Source organism: Bradyrhizobium sp. SUTN9-2, assembly GCF_003122645.1.
In the GTDB taxonomy this organism is placed as follows: Bacteria; Pseudomonadota; Alphaproteobacteria; order Rhizobiales; family Xanthobacteraceae; genus Bradyrhizobium; species Bradyrhizobium yuanmingense.
The window spans coordinates 4633412-4651316 of the sequence record NZ_LAXE01000001.1; the positions used below are offsets into that span (position 1 = coordinate 4633412).

Here is a 17905-nt window from a genome sequence, read left to right on the forward strand (position 1 = left end):
GATCACGGCTCGACGCGCAGCGGTGCGCCCCTGCCCCGGCGTCGAAGCGTTACGCACACGACATCAACGCGGGCGAATCGACCCGCATCATCTTGGCAAGGCTATGTCAGGGATTTTGACGATTGCAAGCAAAGCACCGGTCGACCTCGGCTATTGGCGAGATCGACCGGATGATTACGGGAATCAGCGGCCGTCAGGCGTGCGCACACCCGCCCAGCTGTCCCGCACCTGATGATAGTGAACGCTGGGGTCGTAGGTCGTAGTCGCAAGGCCGAGGACCTGCGGCGATAGACGCCCGACCGCCGCGAGGACGTTATACGATGCGACCACGCGATCGTGCTGCGCGGTCACCAACGCAACGCGCGCGTTCACCAGCGCCTGCTGCGCATTGAGCACGTCCAGCGTGGTGCGCTGGCCGGCCTTGGCCTCCTCGCGGACGCCGTTGAGGGCGATCTCGGACGCCGTCACCTGCGCCTGAGCCGACTGCACCTGCGCCTTGGTGGCCTGCAGCGAGCCCCACCATTGCACAATGGTCGCGCGGGTCTGGTCGCGAGTCGTTTCGAGGTTGAGCCGCTGCTGCGCCAGGTTCTCCTTGGACTGGCGGATCAGCGAATATTCACCACCGCCATTATAGATCGGCACGGTGAGCTGCGCGATCGCCGATGCGGTGTACGAACGCATCTGAATCAAGGATTGTTCGTCGGCCCGCTGGGCCGTTGCCTGAACCGAAAGTGTCGGCAGCAACGCTCCTTCATTGATCTTGACCTGCAGATAATTGACGTCGATGCCGTACATGGCGGCCGTCACGTTGGGGTGCTCGATCAGGCCGAGCTCGATGGCGGAAGCCAGCGTCTGAGGCAGAAACCGATCGACAGGCGAGCCGGGCGCAAGATTCGTGGGCTCATTGCCGATGATGCGACGGTAGTTCGCGCGGGTCGTCGTCAGATTCGCTTCAGCGGTGAGCGCCTGGGTCCTCCCGGCCGCCAGTTGCGCTTCCGATTGGGCGACGTCGGTGCGGGTCACTTCGCCGACATTGAAGCGGTCGCGGGTCTGCTTCAGTGTCTGCTCGAGGACGCGCACGTTGCTGCGCTGGACTTCGAGCGTGGCGGCATCCCGCAGATAGTCCATGTAGGTCGTCGCGGCGCTCAACAGTACGCTCTGATCCATACCGCGCAGCGCTTCACGCGTACCGGACACCTGGCTCTCCGCCGCGCGGGTCCGGTTGGCGGTCTGGTTGCCATTGTAGAGCGTCTGTGTCGCCGTCACGCCAATGCTGCGAGGCACCCTCGTTCCGTAGACTGAGTTGGTCCCCGGGGCACTCTGCAAATCTTGATATGAATAGCCACCGGTCGCTGTCAGATTGACCCTCGGGCGATAGCCCGACAAGGCCTGAGGCACGCCCTCGTCAGTCGAGCGCACCTGGGCACGCTGTGCGTTGAGCTGGGGGTTGTTCTGATAGGCGCGCACCAGCGCGCCCTCGATCGTATCCGCCAAGGCAGGTGTCGGCCCGGCAAGCGCCAGCAGCAGGACCGAAACCGCAGCTCCGGTGAAGAGCTTCACCCCATGCATCCGTGAAATTCCGTTCGTTCTAGCGCCCTGCTCGTGCCCGCGAGCCGGGGTACCGTACCAATGGAGTCGTTGCCCCGCCGCAACATAGGACGCGGTCAAGCGCGACGGAACTACCTGGGGGTGGTTCTCAGTGGAAACTCTTCGCGTGCAGCATCCCGGCCACACTTCTGATTCAGAACGGAATTTGGGGCGGCTTTGGGGCCGTCAGAAGACAAAGGCAGCCGCCCGTTCCAGCCCGGGAAGCACCGGGGCGGCGGCGTCGAATAGGGTCCGATGACCGAATTCGCCGTGGGTACGGGTCACGATCGTGGCGCGCGGCGGCCTCGATTCGGCCGACACCCCCACCAGGCGCCCACCCTCCTTCAGCTGCCCGAGCAGCGCTTCCGGCATCACCTCGGCCGCGCCGTTGAGGAGAATCACATCATAGGGGGCAGCAGCAGGGTCCCCCTCGGTGCAGGCCGCCGCCTTGCAGGCGACATTGGCAAGCCCCTGGGCGGCGAAGGCGTCGCTGGCCTTGGCCGCCAAAGCCGAATCGCACTCGGTCGCCGTGACCTGACGCGCGAGCTTGGCGGCCAGTGCGGCGAGATAGCCGGTGGCGCAGCCCACGACCAGCACGTTGTCATCCGCGCCGATCTCGGCGGCCTGGAGCAGCTTGCCGGTCAGCGCCGGCTTGATCAGGAACCGCTTGGCGGCGCCTTCGCTGACGTCGAGGTCGAGATCGAGGTAAGCCAGCGCCTGCCGGCCGGCCGGCACGAAGGCCTCGCGCGGCACCGTGAGCATGGCATCGAGAACACGACGGTCGGTGACGTCATTGGTGCGCACCTGGCCATCGACCATTTTTTGGCGCGCGGTCGAAAAACCGGACATTTGCGGACCCTGCAATGCGGACGATGCCGCGGAGAAAAATCGCGGCATCTTTTGGAGCATGCTCGGTCAAAACGCAACATAGCGGTTGGCGATGCGCGTTTCGCCCTCCGCAACCTCTCCTGATGGAGGGCCGGGCCGGCCCTATTCGATGGCGACTGCCAGGCGGCCAATGAGGCCAGCGACCTCGTCAAGCCGCGCCGAATCCGGCGCCTCGACTGCGCGCGCGAGACAAGCGAGGCATTCATCGTCGCTGAGCTCGGGGATGCCGGCCGGCAGAATCGAGGGGGCCAAATCAGAACGGTCGACCTTGTTGTCTGGCATGGGAATCAGCTCCGCGAGTGTCCGGCAGATCCACGCTCGACGTAAATTGAGTCGTTTTGGCGCCGTCCGAATGGCGGGACCTCGCCGACGCACAGGTGTTCGAGCGCGATTCCGTGCTGCACCCGGTGCTTCGCTCTAGATTTCAGGCAAAGCACATAGCACGCAGCATTAGGATGCAAGGGCAAGCTTTTGAATTTAGTAAGATTCGGCTCTCCGGACTGGATCCGGTTTTGTTACGGAAGCGTCGGTTTCTCTTGAGCCTTTTAGCGCGCCTCAGCGTCGAGGTTCCCAAATCATTCCCAAGGCCTACCAAGCGTTCACGTTGGAGAGGGACGCGCTGACGGCGCGCAATGATCCAGAGGCCCTTGACCCATATCAAGGGAGCCCGTCGCCCGCCCGCCAACATCCACACATTACCGCCCTTCAGCCCATCGTCGGGCGACCGGGAGTTTCGATCATGAAGGCTGTTTCCGTCGAAGAAGCCGTTGCGATGATCCCGGCGGGCGCCAGCGTCATGGTTGGCGGCTTCATGGGAGTTGGAACGCCGGAGCGGCTGCTCGACGAAGTCGTGCGTCAGAGGAAGACAGGCCTGACCTTGATCTCGAACGACGCGGCCACGCCGGGCAAGGGCGTCGGCAAGCTGTTCGATCAGGCACTGGTGTCGAAGCTGACGGCAACGCATATCGGTCTCAATCCGAAGGCGCAGCAGCAGATGCTGGCGAACCAGATCGCGGTCGATCTCGTGCCGCAAGGCACCTTCGTCGAACGCATCCGCGCCGGCGGGTGCGGTCTCGGCGGGGTGCTGACGCCGACCGGGGTCGGAACGCTGGTGGCCGAAGGCAAGCGCCAGATCGAAGTCGACGGCAAGCCGTTCCTGCTGGAAACGGCGCTGCGGGCGCAATTCGCATTGGTGCACGCCTTCCTCGCCGACTACCTCGGCAACCTCGCCTACGCCCTCACCTCGCGCAACTTCAACCCGGTCATGGCGATGGCAGCCGACACCGTCATCGTGACGGCGGAGCATATCGTCCCGGTCGGCGTGATCGCGCCCGATCACGTCGTCACCCCCGCGCCGCTCGTCGACTATCTCATCACCAACGGGTGACATCATGGATCCCCAGATCATCATCGCCCGGCGTGTCGCCAAGGAGCTGAGGAGCGGTAATCTCGTCAATCTCGGCATCGGCATTCCGACCCTGGTCGCCAATTATGTGCCGTCGGACCTGAAGGTCTTCTTCCAGTCCGAGAACGGATTGATCGGCACCGGGCCGATTCCCGAGCAGGGCATGGCGCATCCGACGCTCACCGATGCCGGCGGACGCCCGATCAGCGCGCTGCCGGGCGCCTCCACCTTCGACAGCGCGATGTCGTTCGGCCTGATCCGCGGCGGCCACGTCGATGTCACCGTGCTCGGCGGTCTCCAGGTCGATGCGCATGGCCATCTCGCGAACTGGATGATCCCGGGCAAGATGGTCCCGGGCATGGGCGGCGCAATGGACCTCGTCACCGGCGCCAAGCGCGTGATCGTCGCCATGCAGCACGCGGCCAAGGGCAAGTCGAAGATCGTGGTGAAATGCTCGCTGCCGCTGACCTCGGCACGCCCTGTCAACCTTGTCGTGACCGACATGGCCGTGATCGGTTTTCCCGATGGCAAGGCGACGCTGCTGGAAACAGCACCCGGCATGAGCATCGGCGAGGTCATGGCCTTGACGGAGGCCGAGCTCGCCATTCCCGACAATGTTCCGGAAATGAAGCTCTGAACAGGTCAACCATGCGAATATTCAGCGACTTCAACGAGATCAAATCCGCAATCGGCACCGAGATAGGCGCCAGCGACTGGATCGAGATCACGCAGGACCGCATCAACCAGTTCGCCGAGGCGACCTGCGACGAGCAGTGGATCCATGTCGACCAGGAGCGCGCCAAGCAGGAGATGCCGGGCGGCAAGACTATCGCCCATGGCCTGCTCTCGCTTGCCCTTGCCCCGCTGTTCATCCGCTCGGTCATCGGCCTGAAGGGGCTGCGCAACACGCTGAATTACGGTGCTGACCGCATCCGATATCTCGCGCCGGTTCCGGCGGGCTCGAAGTTACGCGGCCGGGTCACGATCGCGGAAGCAGAGGACGTGCCGCCGGACGGGCTGCGCGTCAACTACCACCTCGTGATCGAGATCGAGGGCGGCAAGAAGCCGGCCTGCGTGGCCGAATTGATCGCGCTTCACTATCGCTGAATCAAAGAGTCGAAAAACAACCCCATGCACAGTAGACATGGGGCTGATTTGACGGATGTTTCCTGTTCGCCCGGAACCGGTTGCTCCGTCGGGCAAAACACTGGCAATATGTCACCATCGATCATGGGTCCCGGACTGCTCAGCGCGTCAATCGACGATGTGGTGGCCGCCGTCGACGTCGAGGCCCCGCCGGGGATCAGCTTGGCGCCGTGGATGGTGACGCGGCACGTCCTCCGAACCAAGCGCCGAAATAGCCTGCATAAAGTGCCGGCGATTCGAGGTTCATCGAATGCCCTACGCCTGGCACGATGACCAGCCGGCAATCCGGCATCGCTTCGGCCATGGCACGGAGATCGGCCGGCGCGATCCAACCGTCCCGCTCGCCCCACAACACGAGGTGCGGATGCCGGATCTCGGACATACGGCGCTCCAGCTCACGGCTCTCCTTCTCCCGCGTCAGGTTCACCGGCGTGCCGATCCAGATCCCCTCCGATACGCCGAAGGTCTGCTCAATGATCCGATCGAACAGCGTCTGGATCTCTCCCAGCCCCTCGCGAAAGCGAGGGACCATGTTCGGCCCCATGCTCTCCGGGACGAACAGCGAAGAAGCGGCTGTAGCCATCACGGACCGCGTCAGCTCCTTGCTCGACATCATGGCCCTGAATAATCCGATCTGATCGGCATCGAAGGCCATGCCGAGCGGCGTTACCGGATCGAGCGCGAACACACGGCCGAAGCGCTGCGGCTGCTCGAGCAGCATTCTGGCGGCGATGATGCCGCCGGTGGAATGTGTCGCGAGATGGCAATAGCCGATCCCGAGCGTATCGAGCGCCGCCAGCATGTCCTCGGCGTGCTGCCGCATGGAGTAGTTGGAATAGTCGGCCGACGGCTTCGGCCGGTCGCTGTCGCCACAGCCGCGCCAATCGATTGCAACCACACGGAGCCCGATCGGAAACAATGGCGCGGCGAGCTCGATCCAGTCCTTGCTGGCGAGATTTCCGTGGATGAAGACGACGGTGACGTCGCCTCCTCCCCACTCCCGCCAGCCGAGTCGGAGTTCGCCCGCCTGCACCCTTGGCATCGCCGGGCCCTACTTGTTGAGGCCAGCCGTCGGAGCCGCTCCAGGCGGTGTCGGCGCCACTGGCAAGGCAGAGACGACGGCGCCCTTGATCATGCGATCGGTTCCGAGCGGCGATGATGTGTCCACCTCCCCGTTGGTCACGAAATCCACGACATCGGCAGCGTATTCCACTGGATTGTCGGTGTGGATGAAGTGTCCGGTCTCCAGATAGATCTTGAGCATCGGCCGGTTGCCGGCATTGGTCATACGCGTCATGAACGGCGTGACGACGTCGCGGCCGAGGTCCGTCAGGCCGTTGAACGCAGGCGTCGGAATGAACGGCTCCTTGTCGCCGAACGCCAGGAAGATCGGCGCTTTGATCTGGGTGACCCGCTCATAGAGGTTCTTCGGGTCATCCTGCTGGAGCTCAGCACCGATCGTGTAGATGTCGAAGATGAAGACGTTGCACCACTGATCGAGCTCCTTCGGGTTGCCCTTGGTAAGCCCGGCGCGTTGCTCGGTATGGAAACGGGCATATTCGCTGTCGTTGAAGAAGTATCCGCTCTTCGCAGCCGATACCACGCCGGTGTCCGGATCACGTTTCTTGAAGTAGAAGAAGTCGCGGACGTTCTGCTCGCTCCGCGCCTTTTCCGCAGCGAGAATACCGGTCTGGTCCCAGACCTGCTTCCACTTGTCGAAGTCTCGGCCGAGACCGTCGGCGAACAGAGGCGCCTTCTTGTCCTTGGCAATGGTGATCTCGCGCGGATATTCCTCGAGGCCGGACGGCGCCTCCAAGGCGAGGCCCTGCACCGCATCAGGCCAGGTCAGGGCGTAGCCCACGACGAACTGGCCGCCGAGCGAGTGGCCGAGATAGTACGCCTTCTTGACTCCGAGCTGGTTGACCACGAGGTCGTAGATCACCTCGCGCATGTCCTGCATGGTGCGAGCGGGATTCTTGTCGAGATTGCCGGGCCCCGACATGCCGTAATGCGGTAGGTCCGGCACGATCACGCGCAGGCCGCTGCGCAGCGCATACTGCATGATGTTGCCGTAATGGCCGCCGAACGCGCCCTTGCCGTGGATGATGACGAGCACCTTCGGATCCTTGTCGGTGCCGGCATACTCGTCCATGTAGCCGATTTCCCAGGAGTTGCCGCTCTTGTCCTTGGCACTGCCGAATTTGACCGGATAGGGATAGGTCACGTAGGCTTTCCAGAACGACTTCTTGGGATCAATCGTCTGGGCGACGCCGGGCACGCGGTAATTCTTGTCGACGAATTTCTGGGCGCGATCGAGGGCCGCCACGTCATCCATGAAGGCGACGAACTTCGGATCGTTCTTGCGCTGGTTGATGATCGGGAACACGCCGTAGTGCGCGACGGGGCTCTCCTGTGCGATAAGATCAGCGCCGGGCACGCGATCGACAGCCTTCTGCGCCAGCTTGAAGTTGAGCCAGAGGTCGTTGGTGATGTGCATCACCAGCGTGCGAGCCTGAATGCGACCGAGATAGGGATTGACGTTATGGGTCTCGCCGACCCGATTGCGCCAGACGAGATCGACGGCGTCGTAGAGCTTGGCGCGATTAATGACGTTGAGGCCGGCCTTCTCGTTCGGCGGATCCCAATAGAAAATCTCGGGCTGTACCGCCGCCCAGTTCTGGGTCGTGCGGAAGGAAAAGTCATAACCCGTCATGCCAAGGATCGACCAGCCGAAGGCCACGCCCGGCACCGGATGCTTTTCCTTCGGGAGCTTGTAATAGTCGCCCTCGGTCGCCTGCCAGACCGGATCGCCCTGGATCGCGGCTGTCATCATCTGGAAAGTCCAGTTGCCGACCGGGTCGTCGCCATCCGATTGCGTGGTGCCGCCGATCGGCATCAGGGCGCTGACATATTCCGGATGCATCACGCCCCAGACGTAGGTCTGCGTGCCACCCATGGAGACGCCGGTCACCAGCGCGACGCGCGCGACCTTCAGCTCGTCGCGCAGCAGGCGGTAGTTCGCCTGCACCATGTCGTAGTAGCTGTATTGCGGAAACTTGATGCCTAGGCCGTCGGATGGCTTGCTCGCGCCCCAAGTGCCGAGCGGATCGACCATGATGACATAGTAACGATCCGTATCGATCGGCCGGCCCGGACCAATGATGGGTACGCCACCCGACAACGCCGCACCCTTGACCCACTGTTCGTACATGTCGGTGGAATCGCCGGAATAATAGGAATTGATCACGATGGCATTGGTGATCTCGCCGGCCGCGTTGCGCCTTGCGTTGCCGACAGCAATGTATGCCGTGCGCAGCTTGCCGGCCCCGAGCGATTCCAGCGTGACGCCGCCCTCGCCGCCGTTCTCCCATTTGGAGGGATCGGACAGGTCGTACTTGCCGCCAAGGCGGAAGTTGGCGATCTCGTAGGTCTTCTTGAGCCCGTCATGCTGCACCTGCGACGAGCGGCGCGTGAACGGCTGTGCGGTTGCGATCGCCGTTCCGAGCAGCAGCACGATCAGGCTCAACAGGCAACACTTCAACGCATCTCGTCCGGCCATGATGCGATCCTCCCTGGAAGATTTTCCTGAAACGCTAGGCAGGGCGGCCGGGGAAGGTTTGATCTAGCTCAATGGAATTCCACTCGCGGAGATCGAGGATCGCGGGCATCAAAACACCGGCAGTACCCTCGCGATGCCCTTCCTCAACCACGGCTCATATCGGATCCGCTATGAGCTCGACGGTCCGACGGGCGCACCGGCCTATGTTCTCGTGAACGGGCTGACGCAATATTCCGAGCTGTGGGTCACGTATCGCGAGGCCCTATCGGCGCGAGGCTTTCGCGTTGCGACCTTCGATCTGCTCGGCCAGGGCGCCTCCGACAAGCCGAGGCTCTTCATCAGCCAGGACGATCAGGTCGCTGCCTTGCGCCTCCTGATCGACGAACTGGGAGACGGTCCGGTCTTTCTGAGCGGGATCAGCTTTGGCGGCCTGATCGCGCTGCGATATGCGATCGAGCATGGCAAGCGGCTGGCCGGGCTGGTGCCGATGAGCTGCTTTGCGGAGCTGTCGCCGCAACTCTTGCTGCTTGGCAATGCGCTGCGGACCGGCCTGATCCTCGGTGGCACGAGTTACCTCCAGGATCTCCTGTTGCCCATGAACCTCTCGGACCAATGGCTGAAGCCACTGCTGGACAAGCTCGAGAGCGTGAAGCGGCAAGGTTGGCTGGTCAACGACGTCTACGCGCTGCAAAACCTGATGGAATCTTTCCTCGACTTCCAGCCGCTCACGCCGCGCCTGTCCGCGATCGCCGTTCCGACCATGATTCTCAACGGCGAGTTCGATTTCCTGACGCCGCGGGCTCTCCACGAAACATTGCGTGTCGAGATTGAGAACAGCTCATTGGTGATCATCCCCAGGGCCTATCACGCCTTCACGCTGGAGAAAGGGGCACTGACCGCCGATCTGCTGGCGCGCTTTGCCGAAGACGTGCTGGCCGGCCGCTGGCAGGGCAATCAAGCCGTCTGGGTGGCGCCGGACCAGCCCGGCGGCGAGCTCACGCCGTTTCCTGCCGGCTACGATCATCTGCGTGCCATCCCGGTCAAGCGAGCGCTGCCATGAGCGGCTTCCTCGGTCCCGTCGCGCCGGACGGTCGCATTCCACCGAACCAGCAGACGAAGGTCGCAGCATTCCTGATTTCGGCGCACGGCGCCCTGGCTCGGCAATTCGCTTTCATGCTGCCCGCGAGGCTCGACGCGGCATGGCAGACCGAATTGAATGCTCAATTTTATCGCGAGACCGAGATCGTCTCGCTGCTGCTGCGCGCCACGTCCTGGGTGCTGGATCCTTCCCTGGGTTACATGCTCGCCTCCTGGGAGTCCGCCTGGCTGCCTGCACCGGTCGAAGGGATCGCAGACCCTCGCCTTGCCCAAATGATTCACCTCGCAGCGCTTGCCCACGCCGTGCATGCCGGCATACGGCCGGCTGCGATCCTACCGATCGAGGCCAATGCGCAGGATCCTTTTGTTATGGCGCTACGCCGGATCGAATTCGAGAGTGGCCGGCTGTTGCAGGCCCAGATTCTGTTTCTGAAGAGCACAGATCTTGCGCCGCATCGCGACGCGGTCAGTGCGGCGCTCGCGCAGCGTCACGCCGGAGTCCGCAAGCTCTGGCGCGAATTACTCGAGTGCATCGGCATCGGCGTACCGCCGGCATGACAACGCGCGATTGCGCGCTCAATCGATGATGTGATAGCCGCCGTCGATATAGAGCACGCCACCGGTGATCAGCTTGGCGCCGTCGAGCGCCAGGAACGCGGTGGCGTTGCCGACATCGTCGATGCTGACGAGGCTGCGCGAGGGCGCCTTGGATTGCGCCTTGTCCATTAGCTCATCGAACTCCGGAATGCCCGAGGCCGCGCGGGTGGCGAGCGGCCCTGGCGAGATCGCGTGCACGCGGATGCCCTTCGGACCGAGCTCGGCAGCGGCATAGCGGACCGCGGCTTCGAGCGCCGCCTTGGCAACGCCCATGATGTTATAGTTCTCCACCACCATCTGGCTGCCGTAATAGGTCATGGTGAACATCGTGCCGCCGTTCTTCATCAGGGGTTCGGCTAGATGTGCCATCCGCAGGAACGACCAGCAGGAGACGTCCATGGTCTTCAGAAAGCCGTCGCGGCCGACGTCGACGACGCGGCCGTGCAATGCTTCCTTCGGCGAAAAGGCGATGGAATGAAGCAGGAAATCGAGCTGCCCCCACTCCGACTTGATCCGCTCGAATACCGCTTCAGTCTGGCCTTCGACCATGACGTCGAGCGGCAGGAAGATCGGCGCTTCGAGGGCCTGCGCCAACGGCTCGACGTGCTTCTTGGCGCGGTCGTTCAGATAGGTGACGGCGAGATCGGCTCCGAGCGCGCGAAACGCCCTGGCGCAGCCCCAGGCGATCGATTGGTCGTTGGCGATGCCGACGACGAGGCCCTTCTTCCCCTTTAGTGCGACCTTGCTGTCCGGAAATACTGGAATCATGACACCCTCTCTTGTCTCGGGTTGGGCGATTGGCCGTTCATCAACAGCGTCAGCGTGTGCTGCGCAATCATGAGCTCCTCGTCCGTCGGGACGACGTAGACCGGAACGAGACTCGTCTTTGCCGATATCAGCCGCGAATGGCGCGTGTTCTCGGCCGGGTCGAGTGCCACGCCAAGCCAGCCGAGCTGCTCCGCCACACGCGCGCGGATGCCGCTCGAGTTCTCGCCGATGCCGGCGGTGAAGACGAAGGCATCGATCCCCTGCAACGCCGCCGCCAGCATTCCGGCGTTGAGGCCGATGCGATAGACGAAATAGTCCACCGCCAGCTTCGCTTGCGGATCCGTGCTCGCCTCCAGCTCGCGCATGTCGTTGCTGAGCCCGGAAAGCCCCTTCAATCCGCAATCGCGATAGAGAAAATCCTGCACCTTCGACGGCGTCATCCCCTTCTCGGACAATAGGTACAGCACGACGCCCGGATCGAGCTGGCCCGGGCGCGTGCCCATCGGCAGCCCATCGAGCGCGGTGAATCCCATCGTGCTCTCGACGCTCAGCCCATTCTTCATCGCGCACATCGACGCGCCACTGCCGAGATGGGCGACAATCACCCGGCGCTTTGCGACCTCTGGCGCAATCTGGGGCAAGGTCCTGGAGATGTACTCATAGGAGAGCCCGTGAAAGCCGTAGCGTCGCACACCTTCGGCGTGAAGCTGGTAGGGGATGGCGTAATGATCGGCCAGCGGACCGTGCGTGCGGTGGAACGCGGTGTCGAAGCACGCGACCTGCGGGATCGTCGGGAAATTGGCCAGGATCGAGCGGATCGGCGCCAGATTGTGCGGCTGATGCAGCGGCGCCAACGTGACGAAGCGTTCCAGACGTGCCACCACGCCATGATCGACAAGAATTGGCCGCTCATGATCCGGCCCGCCATGGACGACGCGATGCCCGACCGCCAATGGATGGATGCGCGCCTCGTTCCGCAGCCATTCCCCCGCGACTTGCATCGCCGCCGGCACGTCCGGAATGGCCTCGATCGGATAGGCCCGGTCCGCCATGGGATCATTGCCTGCCCTGCTCGCCCGCAAGCGCGGACGGCTGCCGATGCCGTCCACCTGCCCCTTGATCAGGCGGCGCAGAACGCCCTCACCCTCGACCGCAAAGACCTGGAACTTGACGCTCGATGAGCCGGCATTGACGACGAGGATGCTGTCCATGGCGGTCACGCCGCGACTGTCGGCGCCTTCTGGCGCCGCGCGTGAGCATAAAGTGCAGCAACTGCGCAGGACGCCATCCGCGCTCTTGGGCTGTCCGCACGCGAGGTCAGGACGACGGGGACGCGCGCGCCGAGCACAATGCCGGCGCCATCGGCCTTGGCGAAATAGGCGAGGTTCTTGGCCAGCATGTTGCCCGCTTCGAGATCGGGCACGACCAGGATCTGAGCACGGCCGGCCACCTCGGACTTGATGCCCTTGATCCGCGCGGATTCGAGGTCGATCGCGTTGTCGAACGCCAGCGGCCCGTCGATCACGCCGCCCGTGATCTGGCCGCGATCCGCCATTTTGCAGAGCGCCGCGGCCTCGATCGTGGATGGAATCTTCGATGTGACGGTTTCGACCGCGGAAAGGATGGCCACCCGCGGCGACTTGCCGAAGCCCGCCTGATTGTAGAGATCGATCGCGTTCTGAATGATGTCCCGCTTGGCGTCCAGATCGGGGAAGATGTTGATTGCGGCGTCAGTGACGAAGATCGTCTCGGCGTAGGCCGGCACATCCATGACGAAAACGTGGCTGATGCGCCGATCGGTGCGCAATCCCCCGACTTTGGCCGTGACGGCTCGCATCAGCTCGTCGGTGTGAAGGCTGCCCTTCATGAGCAGTTCGCCGCGCGCGGCATGGATCAATTCGACACCCCTCGCCGCGGCTTCGTCGCTGTGCGCGGCATCCACGATCTCATAACCCGAGATGTCCAGGCCGAACGTGGCAGCCGTATCGTTGATCTTGCGCTCCGGTCCGACCAGGAGCGGCCGGATGATGCCGGCAGACGCGCTGTCGACGGCGCCGCGCAAGGATGTCTCATCGCAGGGATGCACCACGACGGTCGGCGTCGGCGGGATTGCCCTGGCCGCCGCGATCAGGCGATCATACTTGCTGGGAGACTGCGTGGCCGTCGCATCTGCTGACATGATGTCGCTCCCGATCCTTGCAACTCGCGTTACGACGCCTTCGCCTTGGGATCGAAAGGGGCAACGTTCGACGCCCTTTCGGCACCTTCCGCGGTGTCGAGGCCAAACAGGCCGGCGATCTGCCGCAGCCGGTTGGCGCGCTCGCCGGTGACATCCGCACTGGCCGACAGCACCTGCTCGATCGCCTCGAATGCTGCGCGGCGAACGTTCATGTCGTCAGGCAGCAATTTCGGGATTGCAGCGAGCGCCCCTTCCCGGTCGAGCAGCAGCATGAAGAACTGCTCGCGTACCAGCATCTTGAACTCGGCAAGAGACATGCGTGCGCCGCCATGATCCCGGCGGACCCGGCGCAGAGCCTCGATGCTGCGTTCGTCCACCATCCCCCGTGCCGAGCCGACATAGAGCAAAGCGCGTAACGCCGCTTCACGGAGGCCGCCCTCACCGATCCGCGACTTCAGCTCGGCAATGCGCTTCTCGAGCATGGTGCGATGCTCGGCGGACATCTCACGCCGACGCGACGGCGTGGACGTCGGATCGATCCCGACCGCCGCCTGGAGCGCCGGGGATCCGTAGACGCTGAGGAACATCGCTTCGCTGAGCGCCTCCTGTGAATCGCGCCAGCTGTCGAGGGCGTGAACGACCTGCTTCGAGATCTGCTCCTGGAACGCCAGGAACGGATTGTCCGCAGCGACCGGCTTGCGCTTCTCGGCGGCCTTCTCGGCCAATGATTTCACCGTCGCCATGAAAGGATTCTGGCTGCTGAACAGCTCGTATTGCAGCCGCAGCGGATGCATGTTGTGAGCCCATTCGGCCATCTGTGGCGTCACCATGCGCTTGAGCCATGGCTGGACGAATTTTCGATAGGCCGCCAGGTTGATTTCCGAGATTCGTTTGGCGGTGGCAAAGCGTCGCTCGTCCTCAGGCGAATTGCCGCCCATGGCGCGGATGTCGTCGAGCGTCCGCGCTTCGCAACGCATCACCCACTGGCCGACGACCAGATCCGAACTTGCGGTTTCCTCATCCTTCGCCTCGAACGTCGCTTCATAGAGTCCGGGCGGCAGAACGTCGATGAGGTCGATGTTGCTGGAAAATTCCGCGTGCTCCTTCTTGGCGACGCCGCCGGAGACGAAGATGCCGAGATGGCCGATGTTCTGGTGCACGGTGTAGACGATGGTCTGGCCATAGGCCCTGATCTCATCGACATCGGCATAGCAATCGAGGATCCAATGCAGCGCCTGCTGCGGCGGCGTGATGTTGTCGCCCTCCGAGCAGAACACCACGATCGGGGATCTGATGTTGCGAAGGTCGACCTTCCGGCCATCGGACATTTCGATGTTGCCGGCCGCGAGGTTGTTGCCGACGAACAGCTCATCGACGATGAATTGGATCTCCTCGGCGTTCAGGTTGACGTGGCCGCCCCACCAACGCTCGAATTCGAGGTAACGATCCGCCTCGGTGTCGACCTTGGAATAGACGTTGTATTGCTTGGTCCAGAGCGTATTCGACGGGTTCTGGTTCTCGAAGTTCTGCACCAGCCAAGCACCATCGAACTTGCCGGCGCCGAGATCGGAGGTCAGGGCCGTCAACCAGCTTCCGCCCAACAGCCCGCCCGAGTAGCGCATTGGATATTTTCCATGCACGCCGGCCCAATAGGCCAGCGGCGCGCCGGCGATGATCAGCGGGCCGAATAGCTCGGGACGTAGCGAGGCCAGGATCATGACGGCCCATCCGGCCTGACAATTGCCGATCACGCAGGGCTTGCCGTCGGCATCCGGGTGAAGGCTCATGACCTTTTCGATGAAGATGGCTTCGGCACGCGCGATGCGCTCGATGGTCTGACCGGGCATCGGGTCCGGCAGGAATCCGATGAAGTAGCAGGGATGGCCTGCTTTCATCGCCACCCCGATCTCGCTGTCGGCCTTGAAGCCGCCGATGCCGGGGCCGTGGCCCGCACGCGGATCGACCACGACGAACGGCCGCCGGTTCATGTCGATCTCGACGTTGGCGGGCGGAACGATGCGCACCAGCGCGTAATTGACGGGTTCGGCGAGCTGGCGCCCGTCGATGATCAACTCCGCCGCATATTGCAGAACATGCGGGGCGGTTTGCGCGAGGTGCTCCCTGTACTGGTCCCCGCGCCGGCGCATGATATCCAGGAACAGGATACTGCGCTGTCCCGCATCGACGAGGTATTCGACTGCCGAGGCGACCAGCCCCGACATGGGACCGCCCGGAATTTGCATCTTGTGCATGGACATGTTCTCGACCTCTCCGTCGCCTCGGCCAATTGACGGCTTGGAGCGAGGACGAACGTTGATCTAGGTCAAGATGATCTGCACGCTTCGGAGGCGTCTATCCTGCATTATAGGGCATGAGACCCGGCCGGGCGGTTTTGAAAGAGCGACATCGGCAATGTCCCAAGCTGCAACTTACAGCGTGCAAACCGTGCTGAAGGACAGCACCCCGATCCAGGTCCGCGCGCTTCGCGCCAGCGACGAGGCGGACATGCTCGCCGCCGTCGCGCGTACCGGACCGCAGTCGCTGCAGAACCGGTTCTTCGTTTTGAAACGGCATTTCTCGGAGAAGGAGCGTGCCTTCTTCATGGACGTGGATTTCAGCAATCACGTTGCGCTGGCCGCTCTCGCCGAGGAACAGGGTCGATACGCCATTATCGGCGGCGGCCGGTACGTCATCGTCGAGCCCGGTCGGGCCGAGATGGCCTTCGTCGTGGTGGATGCCTGGCAAGGTCGCGGGGTGGGCTCCTTATTGCTGAGGCACCTGACAGAGATCGCGCGCGAACAAGGCGTAAGAGAGCTCACAGCCGAGGTTCTGTCCGACAACATGCCCATGCGCAGCGTGTTCGCGAAGGCGGGCTTCAAGCCTGCGCGGAGCGACGATCCGAGAACGGTGCGGCTGTCGCTCACGCTTTGATCCCGCGCGCCCGGACTGAGCCTCACCTCAAAGCGATCGTGATCCGACTGATGTTGGCCGCCAGCTCGAGCCCCGCCTTCGGGCCTTGCAGCACCATCGTGACGCCCTTTTCGTTGCGGAGGTGCACACCATTGGCGCCGCCGACCAGCGCAAAGCCGCCGCCGACGGAGCTGTAGTTGCCGGCGAAGTCACTGACCTCCCGGATGCCGGATGCCCAGCCGTCGAGGCGACCGACACTTGCACCGACCGTGATGCCCAAGCTCACGCCGCTGACGCTGAAGGGATAGGTCTTGCCCCGGTACGTCAACACGCCGCTGCCGGCGCCACCGCCGGCCAGGAGGCCCGCCTTGACGATCTTCACTCTGACCTGACCGGTGGCCTGCGCGAAGGACGGCGCCGCCGGCAGGGTCAGCCCGAGCGCGAGCAGGAGCAGCGCGACCAGGCGAAATGCGCGCATGCGCGGCTCAGGGTTTTGCGGCATCGACTTTCTTCCAGGTTTCATCGGGATTGAACAACGTGGTGCGCTGGGCGATGAACTCGGTGCGCTTGCCGAGATCCTTCTGGTAGACGACGCCGTCATGATTGACCAGGAAGGTCATGACGCCCGAATTGCCGTATTCCGCGGGCCAGGCGATCAGGGCGAAGCCGCCGATCATCTTGTCCTTGACGACGTAGTTGAGCGCACCGCCGCGCGCATCCCGCCCCTGCGCTTTGAGAATCCGGAAGTAATAGCCGTGATAGGGCGTCGGCCCGACATCACCGCCGCGATAGCCCTCCTTCGTTGCTTCGGCCGCGAGCGCGCCGAGCGGGCTCGGGTCGCTGTCGTCGCGCCAGAACAGGCCGTCCTTCTTGCCGGGCGAGGAGGAGATGCGCTGCGCGTAGACGCCGACGCCCTCGCCGCGGTCCTTTTCCGCATATTCGTTTTGCGCGTCGACGAAGGCGAGCGCGGTCTGGATCGCGTCGAGCTCGTTGCGGCCGATGCGACGGCGCAGCACCTCAATGCGTCCCTCGTCGGTGTCGAACGCCCAACCCGTCCTGGTGTTGACCAGCGGAATTGGAAACGGAAAATCGTCCGGCCCGAGCATCAAGGTGGCGGTCTTGTTGCCCTCCGCCTTGATGCCGTGCTTGGCGTCGTACATCGCAGTGAAACGCGCCCGAATGTCGTTGTCCGCAATCTCGTCGCCGGACGACACGATGTCCTCCGCATTCCTGCCGAGCACTTTCAAGATCTCTTTCGGGCCGCTCTTGACCGCGGCGGCAAGCGCAGACGCGGCCTCTTCCGGTGTCTTGTAGGATTCCTGCGCGACAGAGGGGGATCCGAGCAGCGCGAGCGCGAGGACGCCGGGTATCAGCGCACGGCTAAACGATTTCATGCCGGTCATGGCATCACCTCCGCAGGAATTTTCGCGCCGCCGGCGAGCCAGTCGCGATAGGTGCGGAACGGCAGCCCGAGTTTTTCGTAATGGACGCGCAGATAGCCGTCGCTGCCGCGGGTCACGGCAGCGGGCATCACCTGCTCGACCTCCTGCGCCATCACGCCGACATAAGCCTTGTCGCTGCCGACGTAGCTGAAGCGATAATAGCCAAGGCCGTTCGAAAGGTGCCCGAGCAGGACGATGTCATGCTTGAGCGCGATATCCGAGCGCCGGCCGCCGCCGCCACCGCCACGGAAGCCGCCTCCGCCGCCGCCGCGCATCGCCATTCCGCCACCGCCGCCGCGGCCGGCAAAACTTGGTCCGCCGCCACC

The 17905-nt window shown here is 63.5% G+C and carries 18 protein-coding genes; 6 read left to right on the plus strand and 12 right to left on the minus strand.

The features are described from left to right. Nucleotides 1-183: 183 nt before the first annotated feature. The 3 genes from XF30_RS21505 to XF30_RS21515 form a co-directional block, all read right to left on the minus strand. Nucleotides 184-1569, minus strand: a complete 1386-nt coding sequence (locus XF30_RS21505; protein WP_035999388.1) for a TolC family outer membrane protein — start codon at nt 1567-1569, stop codon at nt 184-186. Between the two features lie 204 nt (nt 1570-1773). Continuing rightward, a complete protein-coding gene (locus XF30_RS21510; protein WP_036028010.1) occupies nt 1774-2436 on the minus strand; it encodes a protein-L-isoaspartate O-methyltransferase family protein in 663 nt (220 codons plus the stop codon). 141 nt (nt 2437-2577) lie between these two features. Further along, a complete protein-coding gene (locus tag XF30_RS21515) occupies nt 2578-2757 on the minus strand; it encodes a hypothetical protein (RefSeq protein WP_035999393.1) in 180 nt (59 codons plus the stop codon). A 457-nt stretch (nt 2758-3214) separates the two neighbouring features. On the opposite strand from XF30_RS21515, the gene XF30_RS21520 reads away from it, so the two are divergent. Genes XF30_RS21520 through XF30_RS21530 form a run of 3 tightly spaced genes read left to right on the plus strand, consistent with a single transcriptional unit; the run spans nt 3215 to nt 4987 of the window. Next, nucleotides 3215-3862 carry a CoA transferase subunit A gene (locus XF30_RS21520; protein WP_035999395.1) on the plus strand — a complete coding sequence of 216 codons (648 nt, stop codon included), beginning with the start codon at nt 3215-3217 and terminating at the stop codon, nt 3860-3862. Between the two features lie 4 nt (nt 3863-3866). Then, nucleotides 3867-4517 (plus strand): 3-oxoacid CoA-transferase subunit B, encoded by a 651-nt coding sequence (locus tag XF30_RS21525; protein ID WP_036028009.1) that lies wholly within the window; start codon nt 3867-3869, stop codon nt 4515-4517. A gap of 11 nt (nt 4518-4528) precedes the next feature. Then, entirely contained in the window at nt 4529-4987 is a 459-nt protein-coding gene (locus tag XF30_RS21530; RefSeq protein WP_036028008.1) for a MaoC family dehydratase, read from the plus strand. A 196-nt stretch (nt 4988-5183) separates the two neighbouring features. On the opposite strand, the gene XF30_RS21535 is transcribed toward XF30_RS21530, so the two are convergent. Beyond that, the gene (locus XF30_RS21535) at nt 5184-6068 is read right to left on the minus strand and encodes an alpha/beta fold hydrolase (RefSeq protein ID WP_109143791.1); all 885 of its coding nucleotides are present in this window, start codon (nt 6066-6068) and stop codon (nt 5184-5186) included. Between the two features lie 9 nt (nt 6069-6077). Then, nucleotides 6078-8585 (minus strand): alpha/beta hydrolase, encoded by a 2508-nt coding sequence (locus XF30_RS21540; RefSeq protein WP_109143792.1) that lies wholly within the window; start codon nt 8583-8585, stop codon nt 6078-6080. A 133-nt stretch (nt 8586-8718) separates the two neighbouring features. On the opposite strand from XF30_RS21540, the gene XF30_RS21545 reads away from it, so the two are divergent. Both XF30_RS21545 and XF30_RS21550 read left to right on the plus strand, forming a co-directional pair. Next, nucleotides 8719-9645, plus strand: a complete 927-nt coding sequence (locus XF30_RS21545) for an alpha/beta fold hydrolase (RefSeq protein ID WP_109143793.1) — start codon at nt 8719-8721, stop codon at nt 9643-9645. Beyond that, a complete protein-coding gene (locus tag XF30_RS21550) occupies nt 9642-10241 on the plus strand; it encodes a hypothetical protein (protein WP_109143794.1) in 600 nt (199 codons plus the stop codon). Before XF30_RS21545 ends, XF30_RS21550 begins: the two co-directional genes overlap by 4 nt. A gap of 18 nt (nt 10242-10259) precedes the next feature. Here XF30_RS21550 and fabI read toward each other — a convergent pair whose 3' ends face one another. Genes fabI through XF30_RS21570 form a run of 4 tightly spaced genes read right to left on the minus strand, consistent with a single transcriptional unit; the run spans nt 10260 to nt 15485 of the window. Next, entirely contained in the window at nt 10260-11048 is a 789-nt protein-coding gene (gene fabI, locus XF30_RS21555; protein WP_025035483.1) for an enoyl-ACP reductase FabI, read from the minus strand. Further along, nucleotides 11045-12259 (minus strand): acetate/propionate family kinase, encoded by a 1215-nt coding sequence (locus tag XF30_RS21560; RefSeq protein WP_109145805.1) that lies wholly within the window; start codon nt 12257-12259, stop codon nt 11045-11047. Before XF30_RS21560 ends, fabI begins: the two co-directional genes overlap by 4 nt. Nucleotides 12260-12264: 5 nt before the next feature. Beyond that, a complete protein-coding gene (locus XF30_RS21565; protein WP_109143795.1) occupies nt 12265-13227 on the minus strand; it encodes a phosphate acetyltransferase in 963 nt (320 codons plus the stop codon). A 29-nt stretch (nt 13228-13256) separates the two neighbouring features. After that, a complete protein-coding gene (locus XF30_RS21570; protein ID WP_057029173.1) occupies nt 13257-15485 on the minus strand; it encodes a DUF3141 domain-containing protein in 2229 nt (742 codons plus the stop codon). Between the two features lie 154 nt (nt 15486-15639). Between XF30_RS21570 and XF30_RS21575 the strand changes: the two genes are divergently transcribed. Then, nucleotides 15640-16158, plus strand: a complete 519-nt coding sequence (locus XF30_RS21575) for a GNAT family N-acetyltransferase (protein WP_109143796.1) — start codon at nt 15640-15642, stop codon at nt 16156-16158. Nucleotides 16159-16180: 22 nt separating this feature from the next. Here XF30_RS21575 and XF30_RS21580 read toward each other — a convergent pair whose 3' ends face one another. The 3 genes from XF30_RS21580 to XF30_RS21590 all read right to left on the minus strand — a co-directional run. After that, the gene (locus XF30_RS21580; RefSeq protein ID WP_502696135.1) at nt 16181-16615 is read right to left on the minus strand and encodes a hypothetical protein; all 435 of its coding nucleotides are present in this window, start codon (nt 16613-16615) and stop codon (nt 16181-16183) included. Nucleotides 16616-16622: 7 nt separating this feature from the next. Further along, nucleotides 16623-17540 carry a DUF2950 domain-containing protein gene (locus XF30_RS21585; RefSeq protein WP_109143798.1) on the minus strand — a complete coding sequence of 306 codons (918 nt, stop codon included), beginning with the start codon at nt 17538-17540 and terminating at the stop codon, nt 16623-16625. Then, nucleotides 17537-17905 (minus strand): tail fiber domain-containing protein (locus XF30_RS21590; RefSeq protein WP_146207807.1); only part of this gene is annotated, 369 nt, incomplete at its 5' end. The genes XF30_RS21590 and XF30_RS21585, both read right to left, overlap by 4 nt.